General features: G+C 65.0%; 18 protein-coding genes. 8 read left to right on the plus strand and 10 right to left on the minus strand.

The genetic code is table 11. The annotated features are described in order from the left end of the window. Window positions 1–15: 15 nt before the first annotated feature. Complete coding sequence (gene bsh / locus NNX37_RS04285) at window positions 16–963, minus strand: choloylglycine hydrolase (protein WP_255791063.1); 948 nt, start codon at window positions 961–963, stop codon at window positions 16–18. A gap of 280 nt (window positions 964–1,243) precedes the next feature. On the opposite strand from bsh, the gene NNX37_RS04290 reads away from it, so the two are divergent. The 3 genes from NNX37_RS04290 to NNX37_RS04300 are packed head-to-tail and all read left to right on the plus strand — an operon-like array spanning window position 1,244 to window position 4,588. Then, entirely contained in the window at window positions 1,244–2,284 is a 1,041-nt protein-coding gene (locus NNX37_RS04290) for a nitroreductase family protein (RefSeq protein ID WP_255791064.1), read from the plus strand. Further along, window positions 2,281–3,858: a phenylacetate--CoA ligase family protein gene (locus NNX37_RS04295; RefSeq protein ID WP_255791065.1), complete on the plus strand. Its 1,578-nt coding sequence runs from the start codon at window positions 2,281–2,283 to the stop codon at window positions 3,856–3,858. The genes NNX37_RS04290 and NNX37_RS04295 overlap by 4 nt, the downstream gene beginning before the upstream one ends. 46 nt (window positions 3,859–3,904) lie before the next feature. After that, window positions 3,905–4,588: a M23 family metallopeptidase gene (locus tag NNX37_RS04300; protein WP_255791066.1), complete on the plus strand. Its 684-nt coding sequence runs from the start codon at window positions 3,905–3,907 to the stop codon at window positions 4,586–4,588. Between the two features lie 567 nt (window positions 4,589–5,155). Here NNX37_RS04300 and NNX37_RS04305 read toward each other — a convergent pair. From NNX37_RS04305 to NNX37_RS04340, 8 genes are all read right to left on the minus strand, one after another. After that, on the minus strand, window positions 5,156–6,610 hold the full coding sequence (locus tag NNX37_RS04305) for an MFS transporter (RefSeq protein WP_255791067.1): 1,455 nt from the start codon (window positions 6,608–6,610) through the stop codon (window positions 5,156–5,158). A 12-nt stretch (window positions 6,611–6,622) separates the two neighbouring features. After that, window positions 6,623–7,420, minus strand: coding sequence for an HpcH/HpaI aldolase family protein (locus NNX37_RS04310; RefSeq protein ID WP_255791068.1), 798 nt, complete (start codon window positions 7,418–7,420; stop codon window positions 6,623–6,625). Next, window positions 7,405–8,190: a 2-oxo-hept-4-ene-1,7-dioate hydratase gene (hpaH, locus tag NNX37_RS04315; protein ID WP_255791069.1), complete on the minus strand. Its 786-nt coding sequence runs from the start codon at window positions 8,188–8,190 to the stop codon at window positions 7,405–7,407. Before hpaH ends, NNX37_RS04310 begins: the two co-directional genes overlap by 16 nt. A 97-nt stretch (window positions 8,191–8,287) precedes the next feature. Further along, window positions 8,288–9,385 carry a 3,4-dihydroxyphenylacetate 2,3-dioxygenase gene (hpaD, locus tag NNX37_RS04320; RefSeq protein WP_255791513.1) on the minus strand — a complete coding sequence of 366 codons (1,098 nt, stop codon included), beginning with the start codon at window positions 9,383–9,385 and terminating at the stop codon, window positions 8,288–8,290. Window positions 9,386–9,435: 50 nt separating this feature from the next. Then, window positions 9,436–10,953, minus strand: coding sequence for a 5-carboxymethyl-2-hydroxymuconate semialdehyde dehydrogenase (gene hpaE, locus NNX37_RS04325; protein ID WP_255791070.1), 1,518 nt, complete (start codon window positions 10,951–10,953; stop codon window positions 9,436–9,438). Between the two features lie 38 nt (window positions 10,954–10,991). Then, entirely contained in the window at window positions 10,992–11,702 is a 711-nt protein-coding gene (locus NNX37_RS04330; RefSeq protein ID WP_255791071.1) for a GntR family transcriptional regulator, read from the minus strand. Further along, the gene (locus NNX37_RS04335) at window positions 11,699–13,171 is read right to left on the minus strand and encodes a fumarylacetoacetate hydrolase family protein (RefSeq protein WP_255791072.1); all 1,473 of its coding nucleotides are present in this window, start codon (window positions 13,169–13,171) and stop codon (window positions 11,699–11,701) included. Before NNX37_RS04335 ends, NNX37_RS04330 begins: the two co-directional genes overlap by 4 nt. An 865-nt stretch (window positions 13,172–14,036) precedes the next feature. Then, entirely contained in the window at window positions 14,037–15,002 is a 966-nt protein-coding gene (locus NNX37_RS04340; protein ID WP_255791074.1) for a TIR domain-containing protein, read from the minus strand. Between the two features lie 210 nt (window positions 15,003–15,212). Between NNX37_RS04340 and NNX37_RS04345 the strand changes: the two genes are divergently transcribed. From NNX37_RS04345 to NNX37_RS04360, 4 genes are all read left to right on the plus strand, one after another. Continuing rightward, entirely contained in the window at window positions 15,213–15,797 is a 585-nt protein-coding gene (locus tag NNX37_RS04345) for a hypothetical protein (RefSeq protein WP_255791075.1), read from the plus strand. A gap of 15 nt (window positions 15,798–15,812) precedes the next feature. Further along, a complete protein-coding gene (locus NNX37_RS04350) occupies window positions 15,813–16,535 on the plus strand; it encodes a hypothetical protein (RefSeq protein WP_255791076.1) in 723 nt (240 codons plus the stop codon). 587 nt (window positions 16,536–17,122) lie between these two features. After that, window positions 17,123–18,610 carry an aldehyde dehydrogenase family protein gene (locus NNX37_RS04355; RefSeq protein WP_255791077.1) on the plus strand — a complete coding sequence of 496 codons (1,488 nt, stop codon included), beginning with the start codon at window positions 17,123–17,125 and terminating at the stop codon, window positions 18,608–18,610. Between the two features lie 370 nt (window positions 18,611–18,980). After that, window positions 18,981–20,060, plus strand: a complete 1,080-nt coding sequence (locus NNX37_RS04360; RefSeq protein ID WP_255791078.1) for an alkene reductase — start codon at window positions 18,981–18,983, stop codon at window positions 20,058–20,060. Window positions 20,061–20,217: 157 nt separating this feature from the next. Here NNX37_RS04360 and NNX37_RS04365 read toward each other — a convergent pair whose 3' ends face one another. Next, entirely contained in the window at window positions 20,218–21,417 is a 1,200-nt protein-coding gene (locus tag NNX37_RS04365; protein ID WP_255791079.1) for a hypothetical protein, read from the minus strand. A gap of 528 nt (window positions 21,418–21,945) precedes the next feature. On the opposite strand from NNX37_RS04365, the gene NNX37_RS04370 reads away from it, so the two are divergent. Then, entirely contained in the window at window positions 21,946–22,800 is an 855-nt protein-coding gene (locus NNX37_RS04370; RefSeq protein WP_255791080.1) for an aldo/keto reductase, read from the plus strand. The last annotated feature ends 54 nt before the right edge of the window (window positions 22,801–22,854 follow it).

A 22,854-nucleotide genomic window follows, 5' to 3' on the forward strand; every position in this document is an offset into this window, starting at 1 on the left:
GGCGTGCAGAAAAAGCTACACCACCACAAGCTCCGTTTTATCCACCCCGTGGTCGGCCATCGCCACGCTCTGGATTGCCGGATCCTCGTAGGTGTTCCAGTAATAAGTGTTCGTGCGGGAGGAGAAGAGTCCGGTGTAGGTGGTCTTCTCAAACTCGCCCGACCCCATGGCCGCGCTGCCCTCCACCATCGCGACCTGCTGCAGGGTGTGGAACGCACGGCTGACGTTCTCCTCTTCGCTCGCCTTGGGCGGGTAGTGCGCGTGGACGTAGGCCGCGCGGACAAACCGTGACGGCGAGTAGTAGTCGCCGGGGATTCCCCGCATGAGTGACCCTGAGCCGAATGGGGTCAGATGCGCCTGGTTGAGCACAACCTCCTCGGGGAAGTCGGGCGACGTGTTGAGGTAGTTGCGCAAGTTCTCGTGGTGCCAGCCGAAGCCGGGCTGGTTCGCTAGGACGTCGACGTCGTCGTGGAAGACGTGCATGCCGTCGCTCGTGTACTCCACGACGATCGCGCGGGTCGAGTCCCCGATCAACCAGTGCAGCAGCGAGCTCGGGTACTTTTCGTTGATCGGGCGGTCCACGATGACAACGTTGTCCAGGGCTGCCTCAACCTCGTCGACGGTGGCGAATTGGGAAGCCACCCAGAGTGGAAACTCAAACGCGGCGACATTCGTGGCGCCGTCGACCGGTGCCGACGCGTACTCCGCATATCCCGGAAAGTTGAGGCCGCCGACGGCGAGGCCTGCGTCATTGCCGCAGTCGAAGTACAGCGGCGTATCTTCCTGAACAATGCCCATGCCGATGACGGCATGCTCAATCTTCGGCACTGCTCCGAAGGGCGACTTGGTGGCATACCCCGTGGGTGTCATCACCACCCGCTCCCCGAAATCGGACGTCCAGTCGAGGTTTCGTGCGAAATAGAGGTTGCCGCTGCCGTCGGTGAACCTGATGCCTGTGCACATGGTGACGCTCCCTGTTCCGGCGAAGCCCTGACGGAGTTTCGCCTGTCCGGTGGGCAGATGTCCAAAGCTGCCGGAGGAACGGGGCTGGCCGCCCGTCGTCCCTGCCCTTCTCAGGGTAGGCCCGGACCCCCGCTGACGGGAGGCTCCTCCCCAAACCCGAGCCCGGACCGACGCAGGTCACCGTGCAGGTTCTTTCGTCACGACCTGGCAGCACCGAAAGAAACAAACCACGCGGGCGAATAATGTGCCCTGTGCCACAAGTCACACTATGGTTGGGGGCATGTTCGAATCCGATGTCTGGGGGGCCATCATTAAGGACGCCCACCGATACCCGTCGCCGCACAATTCACAACCAATAAAGGTGCATCTGCGCAGCCAAACGCAGGCAGCCGTTTATTACGACCTCGATCTGGGCTTACCCGCGGAATCCTATGGAATTCCCTTCGGCCACGTTTGTGCCGGAGTTTTCCTGGAATCCCTCCGGGTCTGCGCCCAGGCCCGCGGATATGGGCTCCGCGAAGAACTTCACCTCAGTGACATGGACTTCGACTCAAAGGACCGGCTGCATTTCATCGGCCTAGTCACCCTGGTGCCCCAGGCTTCCGACCCCGAGGACCAGGCCGATTATGAAGCCTTCCTGGTCCGGCAGACCTCCCGCCGCCCCTATGACAACACCCTGGTCGACCCCGCCGCCGTCGCTGAAGTCGAAACCACGGCGAAGCGACACGGCCATGTCTTCCGCAGTTCCAGCGATCCCGCGCTGGTACGTTCCGTAGTCCACGTCAACCAGGCCACTCTCTTTGACGATCTGCGCAACGACGCCGTGCACCGGGAAATCCTCACCTGGCTCCGGTTTTCGCGTGCCGAGGCCAGGCAGCGCGGCGACGGCCTGAGCGCCGAAACCATGCTGATGCCCGGACCCGTGCTGCGTTTCGCCATGCAGCACCGCGGATTGTGGGAGGCTCCGGTGGTCGGTGCACTCATCCGCAGAATCTACCTGAACACCATGCGCGGGGTGCGGCAGCTGGGCTGGTTGGAGGGGCCGTTCGACGGGCCGGCCGACTACGTGGAAGCCGGCCGCACGTTTATGCAGGTCTGGCTGGTGTTCACCCGGCACAATGTCTATCTGCACCCGTTCGGCACCGTGATCACCAACCAACACTCGCATGCGGAGTTCGTAGCAGCCGCCGGAGCCGAGGAGGCTGACGGGCGGAAGGCATGGATGCTCTTCCGCTTCGGCCACAGCACTCCCCCGCCCCCGGCGCACCGGCGCCCCGCGTCCGCCATGATCCTTCCCGCTGCCCAGGAGCTGCATTCATGAAAAAGGTCTTGATCTTCGCTTTCCTCGCCGTGCAGGAACGCTTCGTACGGCTGTTTATGCCCCGGGTCTCCACGCATCAGCTGCTGCTGCTGCCGGGAATTGAATCCCTCCGCTGGACGCTGGGCCGGTGGCGCGCCTGGCGGACCTTCGAACTCGCGGCGAAGAAGGTCCCCGCCTACCGGCAGTTCCTGGCGAAGCACGACTTCCCGGGCCGGCTTCCGGGCAACGGCACCGTCTACGACGAGTTCTCGCAGATTCCGGAAATGGACAAGGACAGCTACATCCGGCCCTGGAGCACCGAGGAACGCTGCCTGGGCGGCAAGCTGCCCCGCCGCGGCGTCGTGGTGGATGAATCCTCGGGCAGCTCCGGCGTCCCCACCAGCTGGGTCCGGGGTCCGGACGAGCGCGAGGCCACCCGCCAGCTGCTCCAGCTGGGCTTTGCCCGGACATCCAAGGCCCTGGACAAGCAGCCGTTTGTCCTCAATGCGTTTTCCCTGGGGGCCTGGGCCACCGGCATGAACGTCACCTCGTCGCTGACCGATGTCACCATGATCAAGTCGATCGGTCCGGACAAGGACAAGATCATCCAGACCATGCAGGAGTTCGGCACGGGGTTCACCTACATCATCCTGAGCTACCCGCCGTTCCTGAAGGCCCTGTTCGAGGACACCCGGCTGCGCTGGCAGGACTACGACATTGTCGCGGCGTTCGGCGGCGAGGGCATCAGCGAGAACATGCGCGCCCACATCAACAAGTACACGCACGGCGCGTTCGGCTCCTACGGCGCCTCCGACCTGGAAATCAACCTGGCGATCGAAACGGACTTCTCCGTCGCCCTGCGCCAGGCCGTCGCGGAGCACCCGAAGCTGGCCGCGCTCATCACCAAGCAGGACGAGTACGGCGTGCTGCCGATGATCTTCCAGTTCAATCCGTACGGCTACCTGATTGAAACCAACGACGCCGGCGAACTGCTCGTGACGATTGTGCGCCGGGAAAACATCAACCCCCGCATCCGCTACAACATCCACGACCGCGGCCACGTGATGCGGGTGCGCGACCTGAAGCCGATCCTGCGCGAATACGGCCTCACCCGCGTACTGAGCGAGCAGCTGCTGGATCTGCCGCTGCTGTTCCACTACGGCCGGTCGGATCTGTCCGTGGACTTCAACGGCGCCGTCGTGGCCCCCGACGCGCTGCGGGACGTCATCTACAACGAGCAGGCGCTGCTCGACGCCGTCGAAAACCACCGCCTGATCAGCTACGAGGATGCGCAGGGCAACCGTCAGCTGCACATCGCGCTGCAGCTGAACGAGCAGGCCACCGAGTCCAAGGAGCTCGACGTCGAGCGGTACCTCGGGCACGTAGTCACCGAGCTGCGCCGGATGAACGGGGATTTCAACAACGCCATCCGGACCGCCCCGGACTCCACCCTGCCCACCGTGGCCTTCTATCCCTACCGGACTGGTCCTTTTACCGACGACGGACGCAAGCTTAAGAATGAGTACGTCTGGCAGCTGGACGGCGACGAAGTCGGGGACTGGGAGCTGGACTTCTCCTACGCCGCACAGCAGTAGGGGCACCGGCGGGGCGTCGTCGTTCATCACCGCGAGAGGATCCGCCATGAAAATCCCCGACGCCCCGCTGGCAGTCTCCCTCCCGTTCAGCGGGACCTGGAAGGTGCAGAACAGTCCCCTGCGCCGGGTGCCCAGCCACGGCACGCATCTCCTGGCCACCACCTACGCCATCGATTTTGTGGGCGTGGACGACGCCGGCCGGACGGCTCCCACGGTCAGCTGGCACACCGCGTTCGGCACCGAGCCGCCGGAGCTGTTCTTCGCGTTCGGGCGCCCGGTCCTGGCGCCGGTTCCCGGGCAGGTGGTGACCGTGCACGACGGCGAAGCGGACCATGAGGCCCGCCGGTCGCAGCTGACCCTGGTGCCCTATGTGCTGGGACAGCAGGGCCGGCTGCGGCAGGGAGCCGGTGCGATTGCCGGGAACTACGTCCTCATCGCCACGCCCGACGGCGGCGCGGTGGTCGGGGTGATGCATCTGCAGTCCGGGTCGATCCGGGTTTCTGCCGGGCAGCACGTCCGCGAGGGCGAGCATCTCGGGGACTGCGGAAACTCGGGCAACTCCACCCAGCCGCACGTGCATGTGCAGGCGATGGACCGGGCCGATCCGTGGACCGCCCGAGGGCTGCCGCTGGTGTTCCGGTCCTTCGGGGAGAAACCTGCCCGCGGACGCACGTTTGTCCGCCGCGAGAACATGCTGCCGCAGGAGGCCTCGACGGTATTGGCGCCCTGACGCGGGTTGAGGCCCCTAGACATTGCCACCGCGGCTGGCGCCTCCCGTCGGCACCTGACATCGGCACATCGGGCCTGCGCGCAGCACAGCATCCCAGGGAATGGTACGGCTGTTACCTAAAGGGGAAACACCTGCCCCACCAGCACCATCCCGTGGGACACTGTGCAGTGGCCGACACAGCATCCCAAGATGTGGTACGGGTGTTACCTAAAGAGGAAACACCTGCCCCACCAACCCCACCCCGTGGGACACCGTGCGGGCAGCGGTGACTGCAGCAAATCGAGAGTGCACAAATTACCGATTTTCGGCCGGAAGACGGTAATTTGTGCACTCTCGATTCCAGGAAAGCCCGATCCAGCCCGGTCCCTCGCGGACTCGCAGTCCACCCGGCCGCATGCCCGCCCGGTCCTCCCGCTCCCAGTCAGCCCGTCCTGCCCGGTCCAGCCCCGTCCGGCCACATGCTCGCCCGGTCCGCCCGGCCAGCCCGCCCACCCCGTCCACAGCGAAGGCCCGGCAGGTTAGGGAATCGATCCCCCGACCTGCCGGGCCCCGGCTAAAGCTCGGCGGCTAGCGGGTTGCCCCCGCAGCCGATCCCGCACCCGGCGCCGTGTCATCCGTCGACACCCCGCGGCGCTTGTCGAAGATGGTTGCCCCGACTTCCTGCTCGGCCTGGTTCCGGATCGACAGGTCGATGCCCGGCCGGTCGCGGAGCATGAGGGTGGCGGCCGAAGCGAGCACGATCATCACCAGTAGGTAGGCGGAGACCGCCGTCGTCGAACCGGTTTCCTTGACCAGCGCCGCGGCGATGGTCGGCGCAAACGCCCCGCCGATGATCGCACCCAGCGCATAGGACACCGAGACGCCGGAGAAGCGGATCGAGGCCGGGAAAATCTCGCTGTACCAGGCCGCCTGCGGGCCGTAGGTCAGGCCGAGACCCACGGTGAACAGGGCCATGCCGAGGAACAGCATCCCGATGTCGCCGGTGTTGATCAGCCAGAACAGCGGGAAGACCGTCAGGGCCAGGGCCGCAAACCCGATGAGGTAGGTCTTCTTCCGGCCAATCCGGTCCGCCATGAACCCGCTGACCAGGGTGAAGACGAACCACAGGGCCGCGGAGCCGGAGACGGCCAGCAGCACGTCCGTGCGGTCCAGGGCCACGGGGCCGTCCGGGTTGGTGGAGTAGTTCAGGATGAATCCGCCGGTGGTCATGTACCCGGCGGCGCTGTTGCCTGCGAAGACCAGGGCGGCCAGGATGACCAGCTTCCAGTGGTTCTTCATCAGTTCCACGATGGGCATCTGGGTCTGCTTTTTCTTCTCGGCAATTTCCTCGAAGACCGGGCTTTCGCTCACGGACATGCGGACCAGGAAACCGACCACAATCAGCACGATGCTCAGCAGGAACGGCAGGCGCCAGCCCCATTCCACAAACTCGTCGCCCGGGGAAATCACGCCGGTCATCAGCGCGGTCACGCCGGAGGCCAGCAGCATGCCCAGCGGCACACCCAGCTGAGGGAAGGAGCCGAAGAGCCCGCGGCGGTTGCGCGGGGCGTGTTCCACGGACATCAGCACCGCGCCGCCCCATTCGCCGCCGGCGGAGATGCCCTGGATGATGCGCAGCAGTACCAGCAGGATGGGCGCCCAGATGCCGGCGGTGGCATGGGTGGGCAGGACGCCGATCAGCGTGGTGGCCCCGCCCATGAGCAGCAGGGTCAGCACCAGCATGGCCTTGCGGCCGATCTTGTCGCCGTAGTGCCCGGCCAGGAAGGCGCCGAGCGGACGGAACAGGAAGCTCAGGCCCACCGAGGCGAAGGTGACCAGGGTGGCGAACTCGCTGCCGGCAGGCTTGAAGAACAACTCGGAAAAGACCAGTCCCGCGGCGGTGGCGTAAATGAAGAAGTCGTACCACTCAACGGTGGTACCGATCAGAGTTGCGACCGCAACCTTGCGGGTGTCCCGCGGAGTGGATTGAGGACCGGACCGAGGGGAACGCGGGCCGGCGGCGGTGCCGGAAGGTGCAGCCATGGAAAGTCCTTGTCAGTAACTCGCGCGGACGTCGTCGTCCGCGGCAGGGAGGTATTTCGCGGCCAGGGCTTCGCTGCCCCGGGCCAGAAGGGCGACGTCGGCGCCCACCAGGATGAAGTCCACGCCGGCCTCGATGTAGCGGCGGGCAGTTGCTTCGGCGAACGCGTTCACGCCCACCGGTTTCCCGGCGGCCTTCACCACCCGGATGCAGTGCTCGACGGCGGCAATCACGTCGGGATGCTCCTGCTGGCCGAGGAGGCCCATGGACGCGGCAAGGTCCGCCGGCCCGATGAACAGGCCGTCCACCCCGTCGACGGCGGCAATCGCCTCCACGTTGTCGACGGCGGCGGCGGTCTCGATCTGCACCAGCAGGGTCACGGATTCCGCGGCGTTTTCGAGGTACCCCTCGATCCGGTTCCAGCGCGACGCGCGGGCCAGGGCGCTGCCCACCCCGCGGATGCCCAGCGGCGGATACCGGACGGCACGGACCAGCTCGGCCGCCTGCTCCGGGGTGTCCACCATGGGAATCAGCAGGTTCTGCGCGCCCAGATCCAGGTACTGCTTCAGCAGCACCGCGTCCCCGCTCGGCGGGCGGACCACCGCGGTGACCGGATACCCGTGCACCGCCTGCAGCTGCGCGAGCAGGGATTCCAGCCCGTTGGGGCTGTGCTCGGCGTCGATCAGCAGCCAGTCCAGCCCGGACCCGGCACAGATTTCAGCGATCAGCGGGCTGCCCGAACAGACCCACATGCCGGTCTGCCGGCCCCCGGCCAAGCGGGCGGAGAAGGTTTCCTCTACTCGAAGCGGCATGTGATGGTTCCCAACGGTCCGTAGTCGGCAAAGACGGTGTCGCCCTTGTATACCCACATCGGGCGGGTGAAGGAGCCGGCGAGGATGATTTCCCCGGCCTCCAGCGAGGTGCCGTGCACGGCGAGCTTGTTCGCCAGCCAGTACACGCCGGCGGCGGGATGGTTCAGCACCCCGGCGGCGACGCCGGTTTCCTCGATGCCCTGGTTCCGGTAGAGCAGCGCCGAAACCCAGCGCAGGTCGACGTCGGCCGGCTTCACCGGGTTCCCGCCGACCACCATGGCGCCCATCGCCGCGTTGTCCGCGATGGTGTCCACGATGGTCCGGCCCTCCATCTCGATCCGCGAGTCCAGGATTTCCAGCGCGGGGACCACGTAGTCCGTGGCGTCAAGGACGTCGAACAGGGTGCAGTTCGGCCCGGACAGCGGCTTGCCCAGCACGAACGCCAGTTCCACCTCCACCCGGGGATGCGTGTAGCGGTCCCATTCCAGGGTGCAGCCGTTTTCCAGCACCATGTCGTCGAGGATGACGCCGTAGTCGGGTTCGGTGATGCCGGTGGCGGCCTGCATGGCCTTGGAGGTGAGGCCGATCTTGTGGCCGGCGAGGGACCGCCCGGAGGCGATCATCCGTTCCCGCCACAGGTTCTGCACGGCATAGGAGTCATCGATGGTCATATCCGGGTAGCGCGCGGTCAGGCGCGGCACCGGGGTGCGGGTGCGTTGGGCTTCGAGCAGCTCATCGGCCACCGCCCGGAGAGTTGATTGATCTAGCACGGCGATTCCTTTGGGTTCAGAGGGTGCAGCGTGTTCGGAGGCGTGTCGGAGGGTGCGACGACGACGGCGCCGGGCTGGCGCCGTCGTCGGGCGCGGTCTAGAGCTGGGTGCCGATCTTGAAGCCCTGCGCTGACTCGCCGGAGGAGCTGCCGGCGTCGTCGTCGGGGCGGGTGTAGGAGAACCCGTCGGCACCGATGGTGACCGCCATTTCGGAGGTCTCTGTGCGCTTGGTGAGCGGCTGCGGGTTGCCGTCCAGGTCCAGCACCAGGGAGGCCTCGGTGTACCAGGACGGGACCACGGGGTTGCCCCACCAGTCACGGCGCTGGTTGTCGTGCACGTCCCAGGTGATGGTGGGGTTGTCCGGATCGCCGGTGTAGTAGTCCTGCGTGTAGATCTCGATGCGGTGGTCGTCCGGATCCAGGATGTAGAGGTAGAAGGCGTTGGAGACGCCGTGCCGGCCGGGGCCGCGTTCGATCCGGTCGGAGATGCGCAGGGCGCCCATCTTGTCGCAGATCTGGATGATGTTGTGCTTTTCGTGCGTGGCGAAGGCCATGTGGTGCATGCGCGGGCCGTCGCCGCCGGTCAGGGCGGTGTCATGCACGGTGTGCTTGCGGTGCATCCACGCGGCGTAGGTGACGCCGTCGGAATCCTTGATGTCTTCGGAGACGCGGAAGCCGAGGTCTTCCAGGTAGGCGCGGCCGCGGGGTACGTCGGGGGTGACCTGGTTGAAGTGGTCCAGCCGGACCAGTTCCCCGGCGGAGTAGAGGTCGTAGCGCTGGGTGAGGCGTTCCACGTGTTCGGTTTCGTAGAAGAACTCGTAGGGGAAGCCCAGCGGGTCCTCCACGCGCACACTGTCGCCGATGCCCTTCACGAAGCCGTCCCTGCGGCGTTCGGTGCGGCAGCCCAGCTCCTTGTAATAGGCCTCGGCCACGTCCACGTCTTCGGGGGTGCGGACGCGGTAGGCCAGGGCGGCGACGGCGGCCACCGGACCCTTGCGCAGCACCAGGTTGTGGTGGATGAACTCCTCGAGGGAGCGCAGGTAGATGGCGTTCTCGTCCTCTTCGGTGACGTGCAGGCCGAGGACGTCCACGTAGAACTTCCGGGACCGTTCCAGGTCGGTGACCACCAGGTCGGTGTAGGCGCAGCGGACGATGTCCGGCGGGGCGATGCTCGGGGTGGGAATGCGGTTTTCGATATCCATGGTTTTGCTCCTTTGCAAACGGCGGGGGAAGTGTCGGGGAGGGGTTAGCCGTCGACCTTGGCGGCGTCGTCGGTCCCGAACTTGGGGGTGTGGACCTTGCCCAGGGAAATGTGCACGGCCTGCTGGTCGGTGTAGAAGTCGATGGAGCGGTAGCCGCCCTCGTGGCCGAGGCCGGAGGCCTTCACGCCGCCGAACGGGGTGCGCAGGTCGCGGACGTTGTGGCTGTTGAGCCAGACCATGCCAGCCTCGGTGTTCTGCGCGAAGTTGTGCGCGCGGGTGAGGTCGGAGGTCCAGATGTAGGCGGCGAGGCCGTATTTGGTGTTGTTGGCCAGTTCCAGGGCTTCGGCTTCGGTGTCGAAGGGGGTGATGGCGACGACGGGGCCGAAGATTTCCTCCTGGAAGATCCGGGCGTCGGGGGCGACGTCGGCGAAGACGGTGGGGGCGATGTAGTTGCCTTCTTCGAGGCCTTCGGGGCGTCCGCCGCCGGCGAGCAGGCGGCCCTCGGTCTTGCCGAGCTCCACGTAGGAGGCGACCTTGTCGAAGTGTTCGGGGTGCACGAGGGCGCCCACCTGGGTCTTCGGATCGTGCGGGTCGCCGACGACGATGGTCTTGGCGCGGGCGGCGAAGCGTTCGCAGAATTCGTCGTAGACCGGGCGTTCGACCAGGATGCGGGAGCCGGCGGTGCAGCGTTCGCCGTTGAGGGAGAAGACGCCGAACAGGGCGGAGTCGATCGCGGCATTGAGGTCCGCATCGGCGAAGATGACGCAGGGGCTCTTGCCGCCGAGCTCCATGGACATGCCCTTGAGGTTCTCCGCGGCGTTGCGGAAGATCGTTTTGCCGGTGGTGGTTTCACCGGTGAAGGAGATCAGCGGAACCTGCGGGTGCTTCACCAGCGCGTCGCCGGCTTCCTCGCCCAGGCCGTTGACCAGGTTGAACACCCCGGCGGGGACGCCGGCGTCGGTGAAGATGTCGGCCCAGAGCGAGGCGGAAAGCGGGGTGAATTCGGCCGGCTTGAGCACCACGGTGTTGCCGGTGGCCAGGGCCGGGGCGAGCTTCCAGGACTCGAGCATAAACGGGGTGTTCCACGGGGTGATGAGCCCGGCGACGCCGATGGGCTTGCGGTTCACGTAGTTGATCTGGCTGCCGGGGACCTTCATGGCGTCGTCGAACTGGGCCACGATCAGGTCCGCGAAGAAGCGGAAGTTCTCCGCGGCGCGCAGGGCCTGGCCCTTGGCCTGGGTGATGGGCAGGCCGGTGTCGAAGGTTTCCATTTCGGCCAGGCGTTCTTCCTGGGCCTCGACCGCGTCGGCGATCCGATTGAGGATGCGGGCGCGTTCGCGCGGCTTCATCTTCGGCCAGGGGCCGTTCACGAAGGCTTCGCGGGCGGCGGCGACGGCGGCGTCGATGTCTTCCTTCTGGCCCGCGGCGGCGGTGGCGTAGGTCTTGTTGGTGACCGGATCCAGCACGTCGAAGGTGGCGCCGCTGGCGGAGTCCACGAACTTGCCGTTGATGAAGTGCTGGATGTGGGTGGGCAGGTTCTCCGGGACGAAGTGCGTCGTCATGGGGTGTTCCTCTTTCTGCGTTGAAATCGTGGAAGTCTTTAGACCGGGGAGGGCGGCTGGTGGTTCTGGGCCAGGAAGGCGTTGAGTGTGTTGGTGCGGTGCGCGCGGGCGGCGTGCTCGACGTCGGCCGCTGCGGCGTGTGCCTCGATCAGGTCCAGCAGGTGATCGTGTTCCTGTACCGAAGCGTGTGCCCGGTCCGGGACGTACCGGAAGACGGAGCTGCGCATGCGGCCCAGCCGGTTCCAGCCGCGGTGGACCAGGTCCAGGATGTGCGGATTGGGGCAGCGGGCGTAGAGCAGGGCGTGGAACTCGGTATTCAGGGCGGTGAAGCGGACCGGATCGAAGCGATCCAGGACCTCGCGCATCTGGTTGTTGAGCTCCCGGGCCCGGGTGAGTTCCTCGGCGCTGATGTCCGGGGCGGCCAGGGCGGTGGCAGCGCCTTCGATGATGCTGAGGGTCTGCATGGTGTGCAGGTACAGGTCCGGGTCAATGCCGGCCACCGTGGCGCCGACGTTGCGGACAAAGTGCACCAGCCCTTCGGCTTCGAGCCGCCGGATGGCCTCCCGGACGGGGACCACGCTGCAGCCCATCTCGGTGGCGATGCTGCTGAGCACCAGGCGGTAGCCCGGGCTCATTTCGCCGCCGAGGATCCGGTCCTTGAGCTGGGTGTAGGCCTGCTCCGATTTGGAGCCGGTGCCCGTGGTGGTGCTGCCCGCTTGCCCAGTGCTGCTTGTCGCGGAGCTGCTCATGCCTGTTCCGCTGCCCAGGCCTCGTACTTTTCCTTCCAGGCGGCGTTCATCGGGTAGAGCCCGTCCACGCCGTGGCCGGCCTTCACCATTTCAGCGATGAACTCTTCCTGGTGTTCCTGCCGAATGCACGCCTCCACCAGCTCTTCGGCGAGGGCCGGCGGGATCACGAGGATGCCGTCGTCGTCGGCCACAATGATGTCGCCGGGCTGCACGGTGGCACCGCCGCAGGCGATGGTGATGTCGGTGTCCCAGGGGACGTGCTTGCGGCCGAGGACGGCGGGGTGCGGGTTGGCGCAGTAGACGGGCAGGTCGATGCCGGCGACGGTGGAGTAGTCACGGACGCCGCCGTCGGTGATGATGGCTGCGGCGCCGTTGTGCTTGGCGCGCAGGGCGAGGATGTCGCCCAGGGTGCCGGTGCCTTTTTCGCCGCGGGCTTCCATCACCAGGATTTCGCCGTCACCCACGGAGTCGATGGCGCGTTTCTGCGCGTTGTAGCCGCCGCCGTGGGACTTGAAGAGGTCCTCGCGGTTGGGCACAAAGCGCAGGGTGCGGGCGGTGCCGACTACCTTGCGGCCGGGGCGGGTGCCGGTGAGGCCGTCGATGGAGACGTTGTTCAGGCCTCGGGCACGCATCTGCGAGGACAGGGTGGCGGTCGCGACGGATTCCAGCTTCGCCTTGAGTTCCGGGGTAAGGGTTTTTGGCTGTTCCTGCTGCGGGGCGAGGCCGGCCTTTGCGGCGGAGCCCCAGGCTTCTTCGCGCTGCTTGTCGTCGATCTTCGGCTGCGCGCCGAAGCGTGCCAGCGGGGTGATGCCGTCGGTGACGGTGGTGGCCAGGCGGCCTGTGGTCTTATCTGTGCCCGGGACGTCGACTTCGACTTCGAGGCGGTCACCGGGGACGGCCACGGAGGCTCCGGCGGGGGTGCCGGTGAGGATCAGGTCGCCCGGTTCCAGGGTGAGCAGCTGGGAGAGGTCCGCGACCAGCTGGGCGAAGGGGAAGAGCAGGTCCGCGGTGGTGTCATCCTGCGCGAGTTCCCCGTTGACCCAGGTGCGGACGCGCAGTGCGGCGGGGTCGACGTCGGCCGCGTTGAGGATGTGGGGGCCGACGGGGGTGAAGCCGTCGCCGCCCTTGGAGCGGAGGTTGGAGCCTTTGTCTGCCCAGCGCAGGTCGTACACGCCCAGGTCATTGCTGGCGGTCACTCCCACGACGTAGCTCCAGGCGTCTTCGATCGAGACCCGGCGGGCGGTCTTGCCGATGATCAGGGCAATTTCGCCTTCGAAGCCGAGCAGTTCGCAGCCGGCCGGGCGTTCCACGCTGCCGCCGGTGAGGGCCAGGGAGGAGCTGGGCTTGAGGAAGTAGGAGGGCTGTTCCGGGGTGCGTCCACGTTCTGCTGCCCGGGAGGGGTAATTGATGTGGACGGCGATGACCTTGCCGGCCTGCTTCAGCGTGTCCTTGGTGGCGGCGTTGCCCATGTCTCTCCTGGATCAAGTACGAAATCGTATATGATCAGGGTTACATGTGGTGCGGGTCACGTCAAGGTGCGGATTGTAGATCTATGGCCGACGCCTATTGGGTGGCTGTAAAACTCCCTGAAGAACCACTTTCGGCGGAGGGTACGCTGAGTTATTAAGGAGTCATTCCGGAAGCCGGTACAAGAACGTCGAACTGCCACATTGGCTTCATCCCGATAAGGGCGCTGATGCTCCGACGCCCTGGACGCATCAGACGACTCTAAAACCGTCGCCGAAATAAATCGCTAGTTGGAATATTGATTGGGTGCAACCATCCGTGCCGACATCGAGTGCTGAATTATCGATTGTTCGATCATGATTAAAAATCCTCCAGCGAACATCGTGGCGATCGCACCGCATACGGCGATACCGAAGGTTCCCCACGCTCCCTGCGTCATAGAGGTAATAGCGAGAATCGCGAACCCGATGACGTATAGAACGGATAGAAACTTTACGATTTTAAGGATGAATATCGAGAACATACCTCCGACCAATCCAATAACCTAGCTACCTACGATGGCGGCAATCGGGCCCCAGAGCGCCCACGTGTCACCCCATCCATAGCTCACAAAGCCGAAAATAATGTCAGCTACTAAAAGTGCGAAAAAGAAGAGGGCGAGGAACCAACCGGCTGGACGAAGGGGCATAAACGAGACTCTACTGCGAAAACGAAGCCTCTTCAATCACGAGAACATCACAACTTCCAACGGGTTAGAGAAACCGCCTCGAGCGACGTCAATGATTTCCCTGTAGCCGGACACGCGCGTTCAAAAACGAAATAACTGCTGCTTCAACAAAGTATCTACTATCGACCCGATCACTGCGGTTACAGGTGCACGGAAAAACCAAGGCCGGCGAGTTCTCTTCCTAGGTCGAGTTTCCAATCTTCTTTGCCGATATAGACAAGGCCGCTGATGTCTCCAGGAAGCTCTACCCCAAAGTTGACAACTATAACGTTTTCACGTCTGAGCTTGCCGTAGAAGTACCCGAGTTCGAACACGACGTTCTGGCGAGCCCGCGCTTCAATCTCACTTGTGTGCTCACGCTTCGCCCTCGCTTCGTCGTCCGGGGTCATAAGGACGATCGCACAGGCTGCGTTTTTGGAGTACGACTCGAACTTCTCAATCAGTGTTTGACCCTTGTTGAGCTGTTTTCTCAGGATGGTGGGCTTTACCCCGATCAGGTCATGGACCCAATCGGATACCTCAAGCACTGCCATATCGTCATGGCCGTGTACCAAGAAAACTTCCGCTGGAGGAGTCTTGTCGGTCTCAACTCTGAGGATCTCTGCTTTCTCTTGGGACGTTATTTCAGTTTTCGCTGCCATATGAGCGTGGACAGCTGACACTGCTGGCGAAATCCGGCTCCGTTCCCCTTGCCGAGAGGCTATTGCGACACTTTCTTTTGGCTCATCCGCCAGTTCGAACTCATCGTTCAGAAGATACCCCGCTGACTGTATGGTCTTGCGAAGCCGTTTGCCCGCGTCCATGTCCTCCAAGTTACCGCGTGAATAAGGTCCGTTTGAAAACTCCCGGAGAGCTTCGAGTAGCCCACGCATCAGTTCGTACGCTTGGCTATCGTTCGCAGCAAGGAAAGCATCTACGATTTTCCGTTCTTTGCTGACGTCGGGCGTCGGCATGAGCCCGGCGGCAGCGATCTTCCGGTCAATAACCGTGTGCTTTGGACCGTCACCTCCCGCCCAAAACTGTGCGAAAGCGTCAACGAGAGACGGACCCAGGTTCGTGCGAAGTTGCTCGGCGTTAGATGCGGAAAACATTTCATCATTATTCATGACGCGCTCCGAAACCTGATCTATCAGCCCACCTGTTGTCAGCGTGGCGACGCTTTCCTTTTAGACAGGTTGGCACCGCAGCGCGGCGGAAATAGATGCAGCCGTGGGGCTGCGGCGCCGAAAGCCGCGGCATCCACGGGCAGTTTGCTCTAGGTCACACCTGTCACATAGGTTTCAAGCGATAAGGTCTGCTGAGCGAAAGATCCACACATGAATAACGCGGCGATGCTGGGCTCGCTCATCCTTTCCGCCGGGCTGTTGCTCGGCACCACCGGCTGCGGAAACAACGCGCCGGCGGCGGACGGCGCCACGGCTGCCGCTGCTGCCGAAGAGACCCCGCGGGATCCGGCCGGTGTCGTGCAGGCCATCGAGGGATTCTTCGCGGAAACCACCACGGATGAAATCGCGGCCGCCTTCCCGGACGACGCCGACGAGAAGACGTTCTCCGCGGCCGTCCGGTACACCGATCCGGCCGCCGGCTCCGAAGACGTGGCCGCCGCGATGGCCGACTTTGCCCTGCTGAAGGTCCTGGACCCCAAAGCGCAGTTCTCCATCACGGTGGACGAAAGTAAAGTGAGCCTAGGGGACCGGACGGCCACCGTTCCGGTGGAGGCCATCTCTGTGAAGTCCGGAGACACGATTGTGGCCAACTCCGCGGCGCTGGCGGAGGAGGCCAATGACCTGGTCTTCCACGACGGAGCATGGCTCATTGCGTTCCCGACGACCTCAGAGACTGCGGAAGCCTCAGCCTCTCCCGCATCCTCTCCCTCCGCGTCCGCCGGTTCCACGAAGTAACCGGCGATAACGATGATGATGAAGCGCGTACTGGCCGCTGCCAGCTCCCTGGCCCTGCTCAGCGGCGGGCTCCTCCTCGGTGCCGCCCCGGCCCAGGCACTCAGCTGCCCTCCCGGCCAGGTCATGGTCGACCTCGGCGCAGGCGGTCAGACCTGCATCCCTGCCGGAGGCGGCGGCAACAATGGTTCCGGCGGCGGAGACTACGGTGGAGGCCCCGGCAGCGGTCCCGGCACCGTCACCGGACCTCCGGCAAACAACGGCGGAACCTACGGACCCACCCCCGGCTACAAGCCGCCGGTCCCTTCATACAACCCGCCGGCTCCTGCACCGGGATACGCCCCTCCCGCACCGGTCTACAACCCTCCGGCCCAGTCGCACACCCCGCCTGCGCAGAACAACGGTGTGCCTCCGGCCGCAGGTAGTGCCCCGCATGTGAACCCGGATACGGGTGCGTCCGTGACGCAGAACACGTCGGGTGCCTGGGTGGATTCCAGCACGGGCGCTGAAGTCGATGCCGGCGTCGCTGCAGAGGCAGCCGCCGCAGCGGAGAACCGGGACACGGACACGGCAGCCGATAAGGCTTCCGCCGACAAGAAGGCGGAGGAACAGAAGGCCGCAGAGAAGAAGGCGGCGGATGTGAAGGCAGCTGTCACGGCCGCGGTGAAGCTCTCAGCCCAGAGGGCTGTCGTTTACCAGCGGATGCTTGCCGCCGGCGAGGCCGCAGCCGCACGCCGCTAGGAAACCCTCCGCAAGCGCACCCACCGGATCCCCGGGCACACGACAGCGGAGCCGGGATCCCTTGGTCCGGGATATCCGGCTCCGCTCCCTCGGCCTCCTTATTCGTCTGAGGCTTCCCCTCGCTCCGCCTGTGCCTCGGTGCGGTGGTCGGTGATGATGCGCTGCACGTCGCTGAGCGTGTAGCCCCATTTCCTCCAGTTGGCTCAGGTAGTAGCGGGCAGTGTCGCCGGATGCGACGAAGGAGCAGCCGGTTACTGGCCGGAGCGCGCAGCGCAGGACCGCTTCCCTGATGCGAGCGAGTACCAGGACGCCCTTCCGCCGGGCACGAGGATGGCCTTCGGAGCCGCCGTCCACGCACTCAAGGGATTCGCAGTCACGAGAGCGGGCTGTTCCCTTGCCCCCGGGCCTCCTGCCCCATCCCTCAGTCCCCCCTCGGCTTGGTTCAGCGCCCCGGATTATGAGCACGAGAGTCGCCAAAGAACCTATTGACAACATAATCGCCGCCCCGGAAAATCAGGCATCTGCAGCAGCCGATTCAGGACCCGCGGTTTTTGACGCCCCAGGGAACAAGCAATAAAGGAGGAATAATGACTCTTCAGGACTCGCAGATCCCCGCGGGCTCTCTCCCGGATTTGGTAACCCGGGGCCAATTGTTCATCAACGGTGACTGGCGCCCAGCGTCCGGAGCCAGCAACTCGTCGATCGTGAATCCTGCCACCGGCCAGGAAACGGCTACCGTTTCCGCTGCCACCACCGCCGACATCGATGCCGCCGTCGCTGCAGCAAAAACCGCTTTCGAGGACGGCCGCTGGTCGGGTTTGAGCGGCCGGGAACGCTCCCGCATTCTCCACAGGGCATCGCAGATCATGCGCGAACGATCCGAGGAACTGGCACTCGCTGAAAGCACCGACGTCGGCAAGCCCATCACGTTCGCGCGGGCCGTGGACGTCGCGACAGCCATCGATCAATACGAATATGTCGCCGCCCTGGCACAGCAACTGGACGGGTCGGTCCGGGAAACGCCGCTGGCAGCCCATGCATTCACCAAGCGTGAACCCCTAGGCGTAATCGCCGCCATCACCCCGTTCAACTTCCCGCTCATCCTCTCCAGCACCAAGATCGCCCCAGCCCTAGCCGCCGGAAACACAGTGGTCCACAAGCCCGCCGGAGATACACCCCTCAGTGCCCTGCTGATGGCCAAGATCCTCACCGAGGCCGGCGTTCCTGCCGGAGTTTTCAACGTCGTTACGGGTTCCGGCAGCGCACTGGGTGATCATCTGGTCGCGCACCCGGACGTCAACAAAGTCGCCTTCACCGGCTCCACCGAAATCGGGCGCCGCGTCGCGGCCCTAGCCGGCGAGAACCTGCGCCCCGTGACGGCGGAACTTGGAGGTAACGCCGCCAACATCCTCTTCGCCGACGCCGACTTGGAAAAAGCAATTGGAACCATCATCAGTGCCTTCGTTTTTAACTCAGGTCAGTTCTGCATGGGGGGACCTCGCCTGCTTGTCGAACGGCCCATCTACGAAACGGTTCTGGGAATTCTGAAAGACGCAGTCGCAGGCGTTCCTGTCGGCGACCCCCTCGATCCCGCGACCGTCATGGGACCAATGTCCAGTCAGAAGCAACTGGATAAGGTAGCTCGTTATGTGGACGGAGCCAGGGCAGCAGGCGGCCAAATCATCGTCGGGGGTCAGAAGCTCGACTTGAATGGCGGATTCTTCTACAAGCCAACGGTTATCGCCGGGCTGGGCAACGACGCCGAAGCCGTTACCGACGAGATTTTCGGCCCGGTGCTCACTGTCCAGCCCTTCGACACCGAGGAAGAGGCCATCGGTCTGGCCAACAGCACGAAATACGGCCTCGCAGCAGGCGTCCAGACCTCCAGCATTTCGCGGGCTCACCGGGTCTCCTCGAAACTCCAGGCCGGCATCGTCTGGGTTAATGCGTGGGCACTACTCGACCCGGCTGTTCCGTTCGGCGGGGTAAAGAACTCCGGTTGGGGCCGCGAGTACGGACCGGAAGCCCTCGATTCCTACACACGGACAAAGTCTGTCGTCATCGCTACCGACTAGGAGCTTCACTCACGCCGTCCAAGACCGGAGCAGCGATTGTTTGTGCCTATCTATCGGCGGCGAAGGGTGCCTGTCGCACGAATTGCTCAGTGGTGGTCTGTCCGTCTACGAGGTGTGGCACGCGGATCCGGGTTCTTCCAGCCCGCTGGCCTGCCACGCCTGGTGCTCACGGGGCAGCGCTTCGCCCGCCTGGACTAAGCACGGCCCACCATATAAGAGCTCATCGTGAAACACCGCCTAACCGGAGGCCTCGGGTGTGACCTCAAACGTGGCGCGGAATATAGCAAGCCCTTCGCGCGGTTGTCGCTGAGTAGATAAACCCTCCTAGTGAGACCTCTCTTGGCCCCACGCCACAAAAAGGAACCACCACGTGAAACTCTTTACCCCGCTGACCGTCGGCACCATGGAACTGCCCAACCGCCTCGTCATGGCACCGATGTCCCGCGTGCGCGCCGACCGCAACGGCGTGCCCACCGACATCATGGTCGAGCACTACCGCCAGCGCGCCTCAATGGGCTTGATCATCAGCGACGGCATCTACCCCTCCTTCACCGGCCAGGGCAACCCCCTGATGCCCGGCCTGGTCACCGAGGAGCATGTCGCCGGCTGGAAGCGCGTCACCGACGCCGTCCACGCCGCCGGCGGCAGGATCGTCGCCCAGTTGATGCACTCCGGCCGCGTCGCGCACGAAAACATCAACGGCGGCCGCCAGCCGGTGGCCCCCAGCGCCATCGCGCTCGAAGGCATGGCGCACACGTACGACGGCAAGCAGCCCTACCCGGTGCCGCACGCCCTGACCGAAGCCGAACTCCCCGGCGTCGTGCAGGACTTCGTCTCCGCCGCGCAGAATGCGATGAAGGCAGGGTTCGACGGCGTGGAGCTGCACGGTGCCAACGGCTACCTGCTGCAGGAATTCCTCTCCCCCGTCTCCAACACCCGCACCGACAACTACGGCGGATCGCCCGAGAACCGGGCCCGCCTGGTCATCGAGGCCTTCCGTGCCGTGGCCGAGGCCATCGGCGCCGAGCACACCGGCATCCGCATCTCCCCGGAACACAACATCCAGGGCGTGCTGGAAACCGACCGCGCCGACGTGACCGCCACGTACACCGCCCTCGTGGACGGCATCGCCGATCTGAAGCCGGCCTACCTGTCCATCCTGCACGCCGATCCGGCCGACGAGATGGTCCAGGGCCTGCGCCACCGCTTCGGCGGCCCGGTGCTCATGAACACCGGCTTCGGCACGGTCACCACCCGCGAGGACGCCATCATGCTGCTCGAGGGGAACCTGGCCGACGCCGCCGTCGTCGGCCGCCCCGTCATCGCCAACCCGGACCTGGCCCGCCGCTGGCAGGAGGACCACCCGCTGAACGAGATCGACCAGGCCACCGTCTACACCGACGGCGCCGCCGGCTATACGGACTACCCGGAGCTGGCCCCGGTTTCCTAGCCGACTAACGACGACGGCAGCCTTCCGCATAATGCGGGAGGCCTGCCGTCGTTTAGGGGCCTTCTGCTAACCGTTTTAGCCCTGCAGTCCGCGACTCCAGCCGACAGGGCTACGGAGATTTGTCGGAAAGGCCTGAACGGTGATCCTCCTGCGCGGGTTACGGCCCCGGGGGCGGCGGCTGCACCGGGGGCGGCGGGGACTGTCCGCCGTCGTACCCGGGCCCACCTTTGTGTCCCGTGCCCGGGCCGAGGTCATTCCGTGATGCCGTGCTTACCCGCCGCCAGGGGCGCCGGTCGTAGATCGCAAGGAGCTGCGCGCCGATCCCGAGGAAGACCATGCCCAGCCATACGGCGATGTTCAGCCACGGAATATGCAGCGCAACGATGAGGATCGCCCCGCCGACGAGCGCCTTGACCACCGGACGCTGGCGGCCGCGGAACACCAGCCTTCCGATGTAGTAGGAGCTGAACACGAATGCCGCGAGGGTGAGCGTGATCCAGACCAGCAGGATGGCCAGCGCGAGGGGTGCGCCGACGAAGGTGAACAGCAGAAGCACAATTGCAAACGGAACGACGATCGAGGCCACGAACCCTACGAGCAGAGCCTTCCAGGGAGTCGGTACAAGACGGTCGGTAACGTTGTGCAGCAAACGGGGGAAAAGTAATCCCGCGAGGAGGGTGATGAGGCTCAGCGCAACCAGCGCGTAAAGCAGGCCAAGCAACCAGCCGACGAACCGTTCTCCCTGCGTTGGCTCGTCGGAGTCTGGCGGGGCGATGCGCTCCACGGTGCCGCTGACCGCCCCGTCGGCGATGCTGGCGTCGTCGTTGGAGCTGTAGGTGAGGTCACCCCCGACCGTCCCGTCAATGGTGAGGTCGCCAACACCAACCTGCACATCACGGCCGACCGCGCCGGCTATCTCGACATCGCCCGCGGCACCCACCAAGTCGTCTCCGAAGGAACCGCTGTCGGTAAGATTCACCGTCGAAGCGAAGATGGTGCCGCTGCGCGAGATCTCCCCGCTGATGGTCACATCCTGCCCGGCGAGACGCACATTGCCGTCAACGATTCCGGTGATGTCGATCGTCTGGCCGGCGGCGATGACGTCGCCGGTCACGTTGCCGGAGATGGTGATCTGCTGGGCCGACACGTACACGTCCCCGGAGACATCGTCCCGCACATCCACGTTTATGCCGTTGTAGAACTGCGGACCCGTATTGTCGTTCTGGTCATTCGGCGCAGCCGGCAGCGACTGCGGGACCGGGGAGAAGGCGAATGCGCCTGATCCGGTTCCCAAAATCAGAATGATGGCGGCGAGGATTGCGGAGAAAGCCCGCCCTGGCGAAGGAGAAAGTCTCATTGGGTCGCCTTTCAGGTACCTGCATATGGACGCATCCATGACGCTCTTGATCCTGGCTGTGCGGCAAGCATCTTGGCAGAGGTGCCATGCGCCCATGGTCACGCCGTCGGAGGGTGCTGTAAAGGTGCGCGTGCTAATCCGGGAACCTGCCGACTGCAGGACGCGGGATGTCCGGGGAGGGCAGGCGCCGTCGTCGCGAAGACCTTCACACCCTCTGGGCGAGCTGAGACCGGGTTCGGAAGCCGGTAGCCCTCACCACCCGCGACGACGCGATCTGCTGCTCGAAGAGGACCTGGCCGACCGAAGTGCCACGCCGACGACGCCGAAGCGCCATGTGCACGGCATCTCACCCGGTCCAGAAGCGCCGCTGCCGGAGCTGTGGCATGTCAGCATTGGGCACAGCCGGGGCCGGGCTGTTTAACCGTGCTCTCCGGACCTGACTTCCGGCTAGCAGTACCGCCCGGCGGAACGCTGCGGCACCATGGCAGTGAACGGCCACGCTTTTCCGCCAACGCAAGGAGCACACCAGTGATCCTGAACGAGAATTACACACTGGCCAACGGGCAGCCGATTCCGAAGCTGGGCCTGGGCACCTGGTTTATCCCGGACGCCGCAGCAGCGCAGGCCGTCCGGGAGGCGGCGGCGATCGGCTACCGCAACATCGACACCGCGCAGGCCTACGGCAACGAGCACGGCGTCGGGGAGGGGGTGCGCAGCAGCGGCATCCCGCGCGGGGAGCTTTTTGTCTCCAGCAAGCTGGCCGCCGAAATCAAGGACTACGACGGCGCGGTGGCGGCGATCGACGGCTCGCTCGCCACAATGGGCCTGGACTATCTGGACCTCATGCTGATCCACAGCCCGCAGCCCTGGAACGACTGGCGCGGCGGGTCCTATGCCGAGGGCAACCGGGAGGCCTGGCTGGCGCTCGAGGAGGCACAGATGGCGGGCAAACTCCGCTCCATCGGCGTCTCCAACTTCGAACGGCAGGACCTGGAGAACATCCTCGGCTCCTGCACTGTCGCCCCGCAGGTCAACCAGGTGCTGCTCCACGTGGGCAATACCCCGGATGACCTCCTCGCGAACTGCGCAGCGCAGGACATCCTCATCGAGGCCTACTCCCCCATCGCCCACGGCGAGATGCTGCGGAACACCGACGTCGCCGCCATGGCGCAGCGCTACGCGGTGACCGTCCCGCAGCTGTGCATCCGCTACGCCCTGCAGCTGGACACGGTACCTCTGCCCAAGACGGCCAACCCGGAGCACATGAGGAGCAACGCTCTGGTCGACTTTGTCATTTCCGACCCGGACATGGCCACGCTGCGGAACCTGCGCATCAGCGACTACGGCAGGTCCAGCCGGTTCCCGGTCTTCAGCGGCAAATAGCCGCCCGGATGAGCGGCAGATCGGGCAAAGGAATAGCCAGAAGCAACCCTGCCC

Source organism: Arthrobacter zhaoxinii (assembly GCF_024385505.1).
GTDB lineage: Bacteria > Actinomycetota > Actinomycetes > Actinomycetales > Micrococcaceae > Arthrobacter_B > Arthrobacter_B zhaoxinii.